At 65.3% G+C, this 13,701-nt stretch carries 9 protein-coding genes; 4 read left to right on the top strand and 5 right to left on the bottom strand.

Features of this window, described 5'->3' with window-relative positions; genetic code table 11:
- The 4 genes from A9K65_RS03620 (at position 1) to A9K65_RS03605 (ending at position 7,587) form a co-directional block, all read left to right on the top strand.
- Positions 1-3,846, top strand: coding sequence for a DUF11 domain-containing protein (locus A9K65_RS03620; RefSeq protein WP_064992745.1), 3,846 nt, complete (start codon positions 1-3; stop codon positions 3,844-3,846).
- A 222-nt stretch (positions 3,847-4,068) separates the two neighbouring features.
- Positions 4,069-4,746, top strand: coding sequence for a ribulose-phosphate 3-epimerase (gene rpe, locus A9K65_RS03615; RefSeq protein ID WP_027161168.1), 678 nt, complete (start codon positions 4,069-4,071; stop codon positions 4,744-4,746).
- Between the two features lie 408 nt (positions 4,747-5,154).
- Positions 5,155-5,895 carry a GntR family transcriptional regulator gene (locus A9K65_RS03610; protein WP_013528582.1) on the top strand — a complete coding sequence of 247 codons (741 nt, stop codon included), beginning with the start codon at positions 5,155-5,157 and terminating at the stop codon, positions 5,893-5,895.
- A gap of 177 nt (positions 5,896-6,072) precedes the next feature.
- The gene (locus A9K65_RS03605) at positions 6,073-7,587 is read left to right on the top strand and encodes a malonyl-CoA synthase (RefSeq protein ID WP_064992746.1); all 1,515 of its coding nucleotides are present in this window, start codon (positions 6,073-6,075) and stop codon (positions 7,585-7,587) included.
- Positions 7,588-7,614: 27 nt separating this feature from the next.
- On the opposite strand, the gene A9K65_RS03600 is transcribed toward A9K65_RS03605, so the two are convergent.
- From A9K65_RS03600 to A9K65_RS03580, 5 genes are read right to left on the bottom strand one after another with little or no spacing between them, the layout of a single operon-like run.
- Complete coding sequence (locus A9K65_RS03600) at positions 7,615-9,654, bottom strand: ABC transporter ATP-binding protein/permease (protein WP_013528580.1); 2,040 nt, start codon at positions 9,652-9,654, stop codon at positions 7,615-7,617.
- Positions 9,655-9,705: 51 nt separating this feature from the next.
- Positions 9,706-10,884: an N-acetylglucosamine-6-phosphate deacetylase gene (gene nagA / locus A9K65_RS03595; RefSeq protein WP_064992747.1), complete on the bottom strand. Its 1,179-nt coding sequence runs from the start codon at positions 10,882-10,884 to the stop codon at positions 9,706-9,708.
- Positions 10,881-11,915 (bottom strand): SIS domain-containing protein, encoded by a 1,035-nt coding sequence (locus tag A9K65_RS03590; protein ID WP_064992748.1) that lies wholly within the window; start codon positions 11,913-11,915, stop codon positions 10,881-10,883. Before A9K65_RS03590 ends, nagA begins: the two co-directional genes overlap by 4 nt.
- A 17-nt stretch (positions 11,916-11,932) precedes the next feature.
- Positions 11,933-12,715, bottom strand: a complete 783-nt coding sequence (locus tag A9K65_RS03585) for a GntR family transcriptional regulator (RefSeq protein WP_063169682.1) — start codon at positions 12,713-12,715, stop codon at positions 11,933-11,935.
- Complete coding sequence (locus A9K65_RS03580; RefSeq protein ID WP_064992749.1) at positions 12,712-13,593, bottom strand: N-acetylglucosamine kinase; 882 nt, start codon at positions 13,591-13,593, stop codon at positions 12,712-12,714. Before A9K65_RS03580 ends, A9K65_RS03585 begins: the two co-directional genes overlap by 4 nt.
- Positions 13,594-13,701 lie beyond the last annotated feature (108 nt).

Below are 13,701 nucleotides of genomic sequence, written 5' to 3'. Positions count from 1 at the left end.
ATGAAAAATCTCGCACTCTCCCCGCTCGCAACGAACGCCCAAACAACCGTCATGGAGACGATCATGAAACCCCTGTCATACGCCAGGCGCGGCGCGCGCTGGCTGATGGCGGCCGGTATCGCGGTCGCCATGTTCACCCCGGTGCAAGGCTTTGCAGAAGACGCTGCCTCGATCACCCCGGAGCTGAAGCTCGATCTTGACAGTTCGCGCGTCGTCACTCCGAGGCCTGACCAGGTGGTGCCTTTCTTCACCAAGACAGGCACTCAAAGAGGCTGCGACTACGTCGTCTACTCGCTGAGCTTCGGCTTGCGCGGCGATCCGCAGGGCCTTGCCGACCCGAGCCTCGAGGCCAGGCTGAAGAAGGTCAGGATCGACTTCAAGGACCAGCTTCCGCACGGCCTTGCGATCATCAACGTCAACGTGTCCGGCGACGGCACGGATTCGTCCGGCGGACCACTGCCGGGTGCAACGATCAGCACTTCGGCAAATCCGAACGATACTGCCACGGTTTCCGATTTCCGCATCTCCACGTCCGATCTCGACGGCGTCGGCGCTGCCAACGAGCGTGTGATCAACTTCGCGATCACGGCCAAGATCGATCGTGCGGCATTTCCCGCGCCGACGATCGTCGACAACCAGGGCATGATCAAGGTGACGGCCGGACCGGGCACCGGGACCATCATCCCGTCGCAGGATCCGGGCAAGCCCGACGACGGTGACTTCAAGACCGGCGTGAAGACCTCGATCAAGATCGACGTCACCAAGTGCAATCCGCCACCGCCACCTCCGGGCAAGGAATGCTTCAAGGTGGAACGCGGCACGGTCGACTGCGTGCCCGGCGGCGGCGCCTTCATCTACCACATGCCGGTCGGCCCGGAGATGGGCGGCAAGTGGGTGCAGGTGTCGACGAGCACGCCCGGCATCAACATCATCCCCGATACCCAATTGGTGCCGGCGGGCGGCGGTGTGCTCAACTGGAAGATCGTCGGTGCCTCGCCCGGCGACGTCATCCACCTCATCGTCACCGGCATCGAAACCTATGCCGGTCCGAAGGAAGGCTGGGGCCTGTGCTGCACGCAGACGATCGACATCGTCATCCCGCGTGACCAGAGGTGCCCGCCCAGGGACAAGGAGCCGGACCTCAAGGTCGAGAAACGCGCCGACGTGACGCGTTGCACGATGGGCGGCGGCTGCGACTTCACCATCAGGGTCACCAATGTCGGCACCGGAGCCTACCACGGCAAGATCGTGCTCGACGAGGTGACGCTGCCGGCCGGCTCGACGCTCGATTCAGGGCCAAATCCACCTTGGGTCTGCGTACCCGGAACCACCCCGATGACCTGCACCTATCCGGTGACCACGCTCAATCCGGGGGCCTCCGTCGACCTCAAGCTCGGCTTCAAGCCGGCCGGAGGCTGGCAAGGCGGTGCTTTACGCAACTGCGCCACCTACAATTATGGCGCCAGCGGCAAGCCGCTGTTCGGCAGCCAGTCGAACGATCGCGGCTGTGCCTCGATCCCGATCTGCCGGCGCGGCGACCGTGACCGCGACTGCCGGCCGCCGGTGGAGAAGAAGGTCGACCTGATCCTGAAGAAGCGTGCCCGCGTCCCGGTCTGCTCGGCCGACGGCATCTGCACCTTCGTGATCGACATCATCAACAACGGCACATCGACCTATAACGGACCGCTGACGGTGATCGACAATTATCCCGGCGGCGCGCCGTCCTCCTCGACCTTCGGGCCGAGCCCGCCCTGGACATGCGGACCGAACGGCCCCGGCCAGTTCCGCTGCGACAATGCCGGCATCTCGCTGCCTGCGGGCGCCTCGACGCCGATCTTCGTGAAGGCGGTCATGCCGGCCGGCTACCAGTCGGACACTGTCGAGAATTGCGCTGAGGTGAAGCCCATCCCCGGTGAAAGCGACCTCACCAACAACAAGGCCTGCGCCAAGGAACGCTTCCGTCATCCCAATGGCGGCAAGCCGACCCTGCGCATCACCAAGGTGTGCAACGGCTCGCTCGCCGGTGCCGCGGTCGTCTCTTGCCGCATCACCGTCATCAGCCTTGGCACCGCTGCCCCCACCGGTCCGGTGCGGGTCAACGATGCCGCCACGCTGGTGGCCGGCGGCGCGCCCGTCCAGATCCAGACCGTCACCCCCGACGGCGCGGAATGGGCGTGCGGACCGGTTCCGGCCAATGCGCTGTCGTGCCAGATTCCCGGTGCCGTCATGACACCTGGAACCAGCCGCCACTTCGACGTGACGGTCTCGGCGAATGGCGCGTTCGAAAACTGCGCGCGCGGCTCCTATGGGCCTGCGCCGGGCGACGACGTCGTCTATCCCTTTGGCCAGGCCTGCGCCAAGGGCGGCGGTTCTTCGACCATCCGTGTCGAAAAGACCGGCGACCGCGAATGCAGGCTCGGCCAACCCTGCTCGTTCGAGATCACCATCACCAATGACGGAGCGACCGCCTTCTCCGGGCCGGTCCGCATCGGCGATGCGATCGGCGTGGAGGGGCTCGGCAGGCTGGAAGGCGTTGAGATCACCTCGATCGATCCGCCCTTCGGCTGCTCGCCGGAACCGGCAACCTTGCCTGCGTCCTGCATTGCCAACCTGACGCTCGGCGCCGGCGAAAGCCGGGTACACCATGTCACCGTGGTCATTCCCGACGACGGCCGCCTGGCCAATCTGCAGGGCAATGTCAGCGGCCAGAATTGCGTCGGCGTGCTGTCTCCCGACACACGGGTGCAGGGCGGTGGCGACGTGCTTGGCGGCGATCAGATCAATGTGCAGGGCGATCGCGGCAAGGCCTATGCCTGCCATCCCTTCACCATTAGCCAGGAGACGAGGAAGGAATGCTCGCAAGGCTTCGTCATGAACGATGCCGGCCGCTGCGTTTGCCCCGAAGGCACCACCTACCGCAACGGCCAGTGCTCGCCGGGCGGTGGTATCGTGCCGAAGCCGGAACAGCCGAAACGCTGTGTGCTGCTCGAGGGCCAGATCCGCACCGAGGACGGACGCTGCGTCTGCCCACGCGGAACCGGGCTCGAGAACGGCAGGTGCGTCAGGACCGACAAGCCCGAGCAGTGCACTATCCGTGGCCAGGTCCACAATGCGGATGGCGATTGTGTTTGCCCCAGGGGAACCGAGATCAGGGGCAATGCCTGCCGCCCGATCCAGCCAAAGCCGGAGCAGTGCACGATCCGTGGCCAGGTCCACGATGCCGATGGAGACTGTGTCTGCCCGCGAGGGACCGAGGTGCGCAATGGCGCCTGCCGTCCGATCCGGCCGAAGCCTGAGCAGTGCATCATCCGTGGCCAGGTCCACGACGCCGACGGAGACTGCGTCTGCCCGCAAGGCAACGAGGTCAGAAACGGCGCCTGCCGCCCGATCCGGCCAAGGCCTGACCAGTGCACCATCCGTGGCCAGGTCCACGACGCCGACGGCAATTGTGTCTGCCCGAGGGGTACCGAGGTGCGGGGCAATGCCTGCCGGCGCAAGCAGCCGACGCAGGAGCAGTGCGACATACGCGGCCAGGTCCACAACAAGCGCGGCGAATGTGTCTGCCCGCGCGGCACCGAGGTGATCAACGGCGCATGCCGCAGGCAGGAGGTGGAATGCGCACCGGGCTCGCAGATGATCGATGGCCAGTGCCAGCCGATCATCAGGAGGCGCTGCCCAGAAGGCACGATCGGGCGCTACCCGAACTGCCGGGCGGTCCGCGGACAACCGTCGCTGGAGCTGAACCCCGGCCTGCTGCTGCAGCAGGTGCTGCCACGGCGCAGGCCGCAAGTCGAACAGCGGCAGGACCAGGTTCCAGACAGAATCCTGAAGCTCCAGCAGCAATAACCACCTGCTCGACACGAGACCAGAAACCCCGCCGGAGCAATCCGGCGGGGTTTTCTTCGCAGCTGTGGGGACAAGCGGGAATTGGCCGCACCATGATCGCGGATAACGGCACGCGTCCCAGCCTGCGCGTCGACCGCGCCTGCACCCTCGACAAGTCGGCTGCGGCGCATTAGGCAGTCGATAGGGTGGCCAACGAGAAGGACACTCGGAAAGGCCGCATCCATGAGCAGAAAGACCCTGATTGCACCATCGGTGCTGGCATCGGATTTTTCCAAACTCGGCGACGAGGTCGAAGCGGTAGCGGCAGCCGGCGCCGATTGGATACATCTCGATGTTATGGACGGGCATTTCGTGCCCAACATCACCTTTGGCCCGCCAGTGATCAAGGCGATCCGCAACCGCACCAAGGCCTTCTTCGACTGCCATCTGATGATTGCCCCGGCCGACCCCTATCTGGCCGCTTTCGCCGAGGCCGGCTGCGACGGTTTGACCGTCCATGCCGAGGCCGGCCCGCATCTTGACCGCTCGCTGCAGACCATCAGGAACCTTGGCAAGAAGGCCGGTGTGTCGCTCAATCCGGCGACGCCGGAAAGCGTGGTCGAATACGTGCTCGACCGGCTCGACCTGATCCTGATCATGACCGTCAATCCGGGCTTCGGCGGCCAGGCCTTCATCCCAGCGATCGTCGACAAGGTGAAGCGGGTCAAGGCCCTCATCGGAGGCCGGCCGATCCGAATCGAGATCGACGGCGGTGTTTCAGCCGAAACCGCGCCGCTGGTCACCGCTGCCGGCGCCGACGTGCTGGTGGCGGGCGCCGCCATCTTCAAAGGCGGCAGCGTCGAGGCTTATCGGCAGAACATCCAGGCGATCAGGACGGCAGCCGATAAGGCAGCCGGTTGACCAGCAGTGTTCCCGCGTCAGCCCTGCATGCCGGCTAAGGTTCTGGTGCCGGGCGGGTTTGTGAAGCTTTTGGGGCAACGGCATCGGATGTGAGCGATTGCCTGATTCGGTTTTCAGCTCCGTCGTCTATGCCCAAAGCAGACAGTTGATCTCGCGCGAATACAAAAGAACAAAAAGAACAGATTCTCCTGCGTGCATACAAAACATGTTAAGTGCCCGCAGGTTGTGAAAAAGCGCGGAATTACAGCACTGAACTCCGAAATGCCGCATATTCCTTTGTGCTAAAGTACAATAACGTGATCTTCTGCTTGAGCAGGCGAATCTTCGCGCTGTATGGTACAAGTACGAGAAGGCGAATGCTTTCGGACTCGAATCGCCCGGGACAAGTCCTAGGGACAAGGAGTCGCTTTGACATACGGAGCTGCCAATCTGAACGACGACGCTGCCGGACCGAAGAGCACGCTTGCCACTACGGTCTATCAGCAATTGCGGGACGATCTTCTCGGCGGTGTCCTTGAAGCCGAGAGCAAGCTGCGGGTCGAGTGGGTGGTCTCCAAATATGGAGCCGGCGCCTCGCCTGTCCGCGAAGCCCTCAATCGCCTCGCCTCGGAAGGGCTTCTCGGCCGGCACGACCAGCGCGGCTTCTTCATCATGCCGGTCAGCGCCTCGGAACTCGAGGAGCTGACGCGCACCCGCTGCTGGCTCGAGGAGCGAGCGCTTCGCGAATCCATCACCCACCGCACCGCCGAATGGGAAGAACAGCTCGTGCTGGCGCTGCATCGCCTGGGACGCGCGTCACGCCTGGCACCGCAGAATCTCTTCTCGCTCAATCCCGATTGGGAGAGGCTGCATCGCATCTTCCACAGGGTGCTGATTTCGGCCTGCCGGTCGCAATGGCTGGTGGGGTTTTGCGACCAGCTCTCCGATCACGCCTATCGCTACCGGCAAATGGCCAATGATGGCGAAGGCGTCCAGCGCGACGATTTCGGCGAGCATCGTCTGATCGCCGAATATGCCCTGGACGGCAATGCCGACGGTGCCGTCGAGGCCCTGCTCAACCACTACCGGTTGACTGCGGCCATGTGCATGAAGCGCTTCGAGCAGGACGAGGAAACGAAAGAAATCGCCGGCAAACGCGCTCGGCGATAGCAGTCGTTTCCTGGCGGGTCTCTTGTGCTCGTTTCTTGCACGCAACCTGCGTCGGCGCGGCCGGCGTGAACCGCTGTCGGCGGGCTTGACGGCGCGGCCAAGAACCGCGAACTCTCGCCGCCGAGGCATGCCGCGACAGGCGCATGCTCAGCGCCGCAGCACCCCAGGGAAGCCTTCATGAGCAATCATCTGTTCGATGCGTTCCGGTTCCGGATGCCGGCGCCAGCGCGCTTGCTGATGGAAACCGATGATGGCCGCTCGATCACCTATGGCGATATGCTGGCCCGCTCGGCGCAGCTTGCGCATGCGCTCCTGCAACTGGATGTCGAGCCCGGTGACCGCGTTGCCGTGCAGGTCGAGAAGAGCCCGGAAGCGGTCATGCTCTATCTCGCCTGCCTGCGCGCCGGCGCCGTCTTCCTGCCGCTCAACACCGCCTACACGCTGGCTGAGCTGGAGTATTTCTTCGGCGACGCGGAACCACGCCTGGTCGTCTGCGATCCGGCAAGAGCGGCCGACATCGGCGCGCTGGCGGAAAAGACGGGCGCCGTCACCGTCACGCTCGGCCGCGATGGCCGGGGATCGCTGACCGAGCAGGCCTCGCGGCTGCCGACGGATTTTCATGACGTGGCGCGCGGGTCGGATGACCTCGCGGCAATCCTCTACACGTCGGGAACCACCGGCCGTTCGAAAGGCGCCATGCTCAGCCACGAGAACCTTGCTTCGAACGCGCGCGTGCTGGTCGAGCACTGGCGTTTCACCGGAGACGACGTGCTGATCCACGCATTGCCGATCTTCCACACGCACGGCCTGTTCGTCGCCACCAACGTCGTCCTGATGGCCGGCGCCTCGATGCTGTTCGAGCAGAAGTTCGATCCGGCCCGCATCGTCTCGCTGCTGCCGCGTGCCACGGCCTTGATGGGGGTGCCGACCTTCTACGTGCGCCTGCTGCAGCATGAGGGGCTGGGCCATGAGGCGGCGAAAAACATCCGTGTGTTCATTTCCGGGTCGGCGCCGCTGCTGGCCGAGACGCACAAGGCCTGGCGCGAGCGCACCGGCCACGCGATCCTCGAACGCTACGGCATGACCGAGACCAACATGAACACCTCGAACCCCTATGAGGGCGAGCGGCGCGCCGGCACCGTCGGTTTCCCCTTGCCCGGCGTCACGCTTCGCATCACCGATCCAGACAGCGGCGCAGCGCTTGCGCAGGGCGAGGTCGGCATGATCGAGGTGAAGGGCCCAAATGTTTTCGGCGGCTATTGGCGCATGCCGGAGAAGACCAAGGCGGAATTCCGCGCCGGCGGTTTTTTCATCACCGGCGATCTCGGTACGATCGACGCCGACGGTTATGTCCACATCGTCGGCCGCGGCAAGGACCTGATCATATCGGGCGGCTACAACATCTACCCGAAGGAGCTCGAAAGCGAGATCGATGCGCTCGACGGGGTTAGCGAAAGCGCCGTCATCGGCGTTGCCCATCCGGATTTCGGCGAAGGCGTCACCGCCGTCGTCGTGCGGGCGCCGTCATCGCGGATCACCGGTGCCGAAATTCTCGGCGCCATCGCCGGACGGGTGGCGAAATACAAGCATCCGAAGCGGGTGATCTTCGTCGATGAACTGCCGCGCAACACCATGGGCAAGGTACAGAAGAACCTGCTGCGCGACACCTACAAGGACATATACGCATCATAGTTGCGCGGAGCCCGGGGCAGCGGCGCCTTACTCCTTGCGCGCCCTTTCGACCCGACTGCCGGAGCCCCACAAGGCGCGCTTCAGCAGGTTGCGCTTGCGCGGCACGAGGTTGATATCGCTGACAAGCTTGGCGCCGCCCTCGCGCCGTTCGAGGGTGATCTTGCGGCTGTGGAAGGCTTCCAGCTCGGCACGGTGCGCCACGCTGATGATGGTGACATCGGGCAATTCGCGGATCACCGTCGCCATCATGGCGTCCTGGCTCTTCTCGTCGAGCGCCGAGGTTGCTTCATCCAGCACGACGATATCGGGGCGGTGCAGCAGCAGGCGCGCGAAAGCGAGACGCTGCTTTTCGCCGCCCGACAGCGTCTGGTCCCATGGCGCTTCTTCCTTGATCCTTTCGGCAAGATAGGCCAAGCCGACCTTGTCGAGGGCGGCCTTGATCTGTTTGATCGTCCACTTGTCCGCGGCCGCGGGATAGGCGACCGCGCGGCGAAGCGTGCCCGAGGGGATGTAGGGACGTTGCGGCAGCATGAACAGTCGCCTGTCGGCATGAAAATTGACGCTGCCGCCGCCCCATGGCCACAGGCCGGCAACGGCCCGCACCAGCGTCGACTTGCCCGAGCCGGATTCGCCAGCCACCAGCACACGCTCGCCCGGTTCGATCGCAACCTCGGTTTCCTTGACCACGGAGGTGCCGTCGTCGAGCGTGACGGAGAGATCGTCGAGGCTGAGCATCGCACCGTCTTCGGTTTCGCCGTGCTGGATGCGTCCGAGCGCGTCGCTCTGCTCCGCACGCTCGAGCCCGTCGAGCGACATCATCAGCGAGGCGATGCGTCGCGCCGAGGCGTTCCAGTCGGCAAGACGCGGGTAGTTGTCGACCAGCCATCCGAACGCGCCCTGCACGATGGCGAAGGCGGAGGCAGCCTGCATCACCTGTCCGAGCGACATCGAGCCTTCGAGGAATTTCGGCGCGCAAAGCAGGACCGGCACGACCGGCGCAAACAGGCTCGATCCCTGCGACACCAGCGCCGTGCGCATGTGCTGGCCCGTCAGCAGCGCCCATTGCCTGAGCACATGACCGAAATTCCTGTCGATGCCGCTGCGCTCCTCCTCCTCGCCGCCGAGCAATGCGATGCTCTCGCCGTTTTCGCGTACCCGCGTCAGCGTGTAGCGGAATTCGGCTTCCGCCTGGTTCTTCTGCTCGGAGAGGCGGACGAAATGCCGGCCGATGACCACCATCGACGTGGAGGTGATGGCGGCATAGATGACCGCGGTGATGACGAGGAAGCCGGGAATGGTCAGGTTTTCGCCACCGATCGGCAAAGTGAGCGCGCCGCCGATCGTCCACAGCACCACGATGAAGGTCGAGGCCGACAGGAACGCATTGAGGACGCCGGAGATGAAATCGACGGGTGACTCGGTGGCGATCCGCAGATCCTCCGTGAGGCGGGCTTCGGGGTTCGAGTGGTCGCCGGCGACGAGATTCAACTGGTAGTAGCGGCCATTGGCAAGCCAGCGTGCGATGACGGCGGTGGTCAGCCAGGAACGCCAGCGGCGCTGGATCGTCATGCGCAGATACACCTGCGCGACCACAAGGCCCGCGCTTCCAGCGACGAGCGGCAGGAATATGGCGCTAAGCACATAGACGGTGTGGACGTTGCGTTGCTCGATGGCGTCGAAGAAGGAGCGGTTCCAGACGTTGATCCCGTACTGAAAGCCGACATTGACGCAGATCAGGATCAACAGCCCGATCGTGAGCGGCCAGGCAAGCCCATCGCCCCGCCTGGCCCAGTAGCCGCGCCCGCTGATCCAGAAACGCCGCAGCAGGTATTTCCGGCGCGCCTGCTCGGCTTCTTCGGGCGTCAGTTGCGGATCCGGCTCGACAGCCTCCGGTGGCGGTCCCGGCTGGCCGTCGACCTCGGGGGCAGCTTCGGCAGTCGGCGGTTTTTTTTCGCGCAGATCCTCGTGGCGCGGCCTGTGGTCACGCGGCGCTTGCTGTCGCGGCTTCAAGGCACCGCGCGGTTTGATGCCGTCGGCCTGTTTCAATTTGGGTTTCGCCTCGGACATACGCTCCGACAACGACCTCAAAATCAAAAGGTTTCACGACGACAGCCGATATCAATGCGCAGTGCCGGAGCCGGCTCCAAAAACCTTTTCGCCGCCGATCCAGACGCCCTTCGGGTCGAGATCGTCCGACAGCGCGACAATATCCGCAGCCGTGCCGTTGGCGAATCGGCCAAGCCGGTGCGACTGGCCGATTGCTTGCGCCGGATAGAGCGAAGCCATGCGCAAGGCCTCGGAAAGCTCGACCCCGATGACGCGGTGGGTGAAACGAATGGCCGAGATCATGTCGAGATCGGCGCCCGCCAGCGTTCCGTCGCCGAGCCGCAGGCTGCCATGCCTGCGATAGATGGTACGGCCGTTGAGCGTGAACGACGTCATGTCGGTGCCGATTGTCGCCATGGCGTCGGTGACCAGAACGATCCTGGCCGGCCCCTGCTTGGCGCGCAGTGCGATCTTGATGGTGGCCGGATCGACATGGATGCCGTCGGCGATGAGACCGGCCGACAAGGTGCCGATGTCGATGGCGGCGCCCGCCAGGCCAGGCTCGCGATTGCCGATCTGGCTCATCGCATTGAACAGGTGGGTAACCATCGAGGCGCCCGCCGCGGCAAAGGCGCTGGCGGTGGCGTAGCCGGTGTCGGAATGGCCAAGGCTGACGATGACGCCGGCCTTAGTCAGCGCCGCGACGCGAGCCGGCTCGACGGATTCGGGCGCGATGGTGGTCAGCAGCACCGGCACCTTTTGCCGCGCCGCGATCAGCATCGCCTGGTCGGCATCGGTCATCGGCCGGATCAGCGCCGGATCATGCGCACCCTTGCGGGCGACCGACAAATGCGGGCCTTCGAGATGCAGCCCGAGAAAGCCAGGCACCTTCTGGCGCGCCGCTGCCTCACCGGCGGCGACAGCGGCGGCCGTGATTGCAGGCGTGTCGGTGATCAGCGTCGGCAGCAGCGCCGTCGTGCCGAAGGGCGCGTGCGCGCGGCAGATGGTCTCGATGGAAGCGACATCGGGATGGTCGTTGAGCATGACGCCGCCGCCGCCATTGACCTGCAGGTCCACGAACCCCGGCACCAGCAGGCCGTCACCGGCGTCGACGAGGGCGATGTCCGAGGGGACGGCGCCCGTGGGCAAAATGGCCTCGACGAGACCGTCGCGCACGACCAGCGCGTGGCCTTCATGCCAATCGTCGCCGTCGAAAATCCGGGCGCCAGTCAGGGCAAAGCGATTGCTCATACGGTCTCCGTCACCTTGCGAAGATTGCGCGGCGTGTCCGGGTCGAGACCGCGATGGCGGGCAAACGCCTCGACGAACATGTAGAAGGAGACGATCAGCGTCAGCGGATCGGTCAGCGGATGGCCGGTGGCGACATGCGGCAGGCGCACGGCGCGTTGGGCAAGTGCCGAGGTGACGAACACCGGCGCGCCCTTGGCCGCCAGGCTGTCGGCGGCCTCGGCAATCGACGGTTCGGACGCGTCGCGCGCGGCCAGCGCCAGCACCGGAAAATCAGGGCCGACCAGCGCCAGCGGGCCATGCATGACCTCGGCGGCGCTGTAGGCTTCCGCATGCATGCCGCAGGTCTCCTTGAATTTCAGCGCAGCCTCATTGGCCATCGCCGCCGACGGTCCGCGGCCGAGGATGAACAACGACTTCTGCTTCTCGATCGTCTCAGAGAGCACGCTCATCCAGTCGCAGGCGATCGCCTTGCCGAAATGCTCCGGCAGGCGGGCAAGCGCCGCCAGCAGCGCATCGTCGCCGGTGGCATGCGCCATCAGAGCGAGGCCGGCGACGGCCGAATTGATGAAGGTTTTGGTGGCCGCGACGCTGCGCTCGGGGCCGGCCAGGATATCGATCGCATAGTTCGAGGCACGCGCCAGCGGCGAATCGGCGGTGTTGGTGATGGCGACGGTCAGCGCGCCTCCCGCCCGCGCGGTTTCGGCCATGGCGACGATGTCGGGGCTCTTGCCCGACTGCGAGATCGCCAGGCAGGCCGAGCCGGCGAGCCTGAGCTTGCGGCCATAGATCGAGGCGATCGACGGCCCGACCGATGCGACGGCCAGGCCCGCGGTCAGCTCGACGGCGTATTTCATGAAGGTGGCGGCATGGTCGGACGAGCCGCGCGCCACGGTGACGACGAACTGCGGGTCACGTTCACGGATGCCGCGTCCGGCTTCGGTCAGCACGGCGCCGGAGCCGTCGAGCAGGCGGGCGACGGCCTGCGGGACCTCCTCGATCTCGCGCCGCATATGGGTCATCTCTGTCGACATGGTCGGCTCTGTCGTGCTCATGGTCGGCCCTCTTCGCTCGGCCCTGTCAGCCGCAGTTCGGCGACGAAATCATAGGCGTCGCCCCGGTAGATAGAGCGGGTGAATTCGATCACCTTGCCGCTCGCCAGATAGGAAATACGTTCGATGTGCAGGCCGGCAATGCCTGGCGGCACTTCGAGCAGGCGCGCGTCGCTGTCGCCGAGATTGGCGGCGGAAATGCGCTGCACCGCCCGCACCGGCCGATTGCCGGTCAATTCCAGCGCGGCATAGAGCGAGGAGCCTATATCGGCCGGGTCGGGCAACACGCTGGCCGACAGCGAGGCCCGCTCGATCGCCAGCGGCGTGTCGTTGGCAATGCGCAGGCGCGCCACGCGCGCCACCAGTTCGTTCGACGACAGGCCGAGCACCATCATTTCGTCGGGCGAAGGTGCGTAAAGGCCGCGGTCGAGCCATGCCGAACGCACCACCATGCCGCGCCGCGCCATGTCCTCGGTAAACGAGGTCAGCCGCGACAGCGACTGTTCGACACGCTCCATGCGCGGCGCCACGAAGGTGCCGGAGCCGTGGCGCTGCACCAGGATGCCGCCCTTGACCAGGTCCTGCACCGCCTTGCGCACGGTGACCCGCGAAATATCGGCCTTGGTGGCGATGTCGCGCTCGGAGGGCAGCGCGTCGCCCGGCCCGATCAGGCCGCGATTGACCGCGTCCTCGATGCTCTTGCGCAGCTGCAGATAAAGCGGCGCGCCGCTTTGCGCCTGATGTTTCAGCGTGGCGAAGATCTGGTCGGCGGCCTCGCTCATCGAGTTGCCTCCGCGTGACCGGCAAGGAGGCGAACCGCCATCTGCACCGCGCCGCCCAGCGCGTCGTCGAGCGGCGGCTTCAGCAGCGCCCGGTAGCGGGCAGACAGGCGCGGCGCGTAGAGCGGCGCCAGCCCGCCGAGCAGGCAAAGCGGCGCGTCGTCGGCGAGATCGAGCGCGCCGAGCGAGGCTTCGACATCGGCAACCACCCTGTCGAGGATCCAGTTGGCGACGCTGTCGCCCTTCTCGGCGTGTTCGAACACCTTGGGTGCGAAGCCGCCGAAATCGCCGGGCTTGGCATTGGTGGTGAATTCGACGACATCCTCCGGGTTGTTGCGGAAGACGGCCAGCATGCTCTGCGTCAGCGGCGAGCCCGCGCGGACGCCGTCATAGGCAAGCAGTGTCTGTTCGAGCAGGTCGCGGCCGATACGGGCGCCGCTGCCCTGGTCGCCAACCTGGAAGCCCCAGCCGCCGATGGCGCGCGATTTGCCTTGTCTGCGCGCCATATAGGCGGTGCCGGTGCCGAGGATCGCCATGGCGCCGTCACCGGCGCCGACAGCGCCTTCCAGCGCGATTTCGGCGTCGGTCTCGACGCGGCTGATGCTGAATGGCAGGATCGCCTCGAGCTGCTGCCGGTAGGTGCCGACATTGGCGCCGGCAAGGCCGAGAATTGCGGGCGTTCGCGGGATCAGTTCCGGATCCTGCCCGGCGACGAGGAACGCCTGCCTGGCGGCCTCGACGATGTTCGAGCGGGCGCCGGTCAGGTCGGTGCGGATGTTGGCGGCGCCGCTTTTGGCGCGGCCGATCACCGTGCCGTCCGCCGTTGCCAGGGCGGCCCTGCAGCTGGTGCCGCCGCCATCGATTCCGAGCACGAAATTCACGTTGATTTCTCCTCCGGGCGGATAATACCAATAAAATACCAATAGCCAAGGGTCAATTTCCGTTTCAAAAAGTTTAAGCCGTATTTTATTGAAAAATCTGCGTATTTC

The organism is Mesorhizobium sp. WSM1497 (genome assembly GCF_001672455.2).
In the GTDB taxonomy this organism is placed as follows: Bacteria; Pseudomonadota; Alphaproteobacteria; order Rhizobiales; family Rhizobiaceae; genus Mesorhizobium; species Mesorhizobium ciceri.
Note: the sequence above shows the minus strand (reverse complement) of the source record. Positions and strands in the feature narration are given on the sequence as shown.

What these genes read in the sequence shown, in the direction of transcription:
- A9K65_RS03590 (WP_064992748.1), bottom strand. Translation starts at nt 11,915, where the DNA reads ATGTCGACAGAGATGACCCATATGCGGCGCGAGATCGAGGAGGTCCCG.
- A9K65_RS03585 (WP_063169682.1), bottom strand. Translation starts at nt 12,715, where the DNA reads ATGAGCGAGGCCGCCGACCAGATCTTCGCCACGCTGAAACATCAGGCG.
- A9K65_RS03620 (WP_064992745.1), top strand. Translation starts at nt 1, where the DNA reads ATGAAAAATCTCGCACTCTCCCCGCTCGCAACGAACGCCCAAACAACC.
- rpe (WP_027161168.1), top strand. Translation starts at nt 4,069, where the DNA reads ATGAGCAGAAAGACCCTGATTGCACCATCGGTGCTGGCATCGGATTTT.
- A9K65_RS03605 (WP_064992746.1), top strand. Translation starts at nt 6,073, where the DNA reads ATGAGCAATCATCTGTTCGATGCGTTCCGGTTCCGGATGCCGGCGCCA.
- nagA (WP_064992747.1), bottom strand. Translation starts at nt 10,884, where the DNA reads ATGAGCAATCGCTTTGCCCTGACTGGCGCCCGGATTTTCGACGGCGAC.
- A9K65_RS03600 (WP_013528580.1), bottom strand. Translation starts at nt 9,654, where the DNA reads ATGTCCGAGGCGAAACCCAAATTGAAACAGGCCGACGGCATCAAACCG.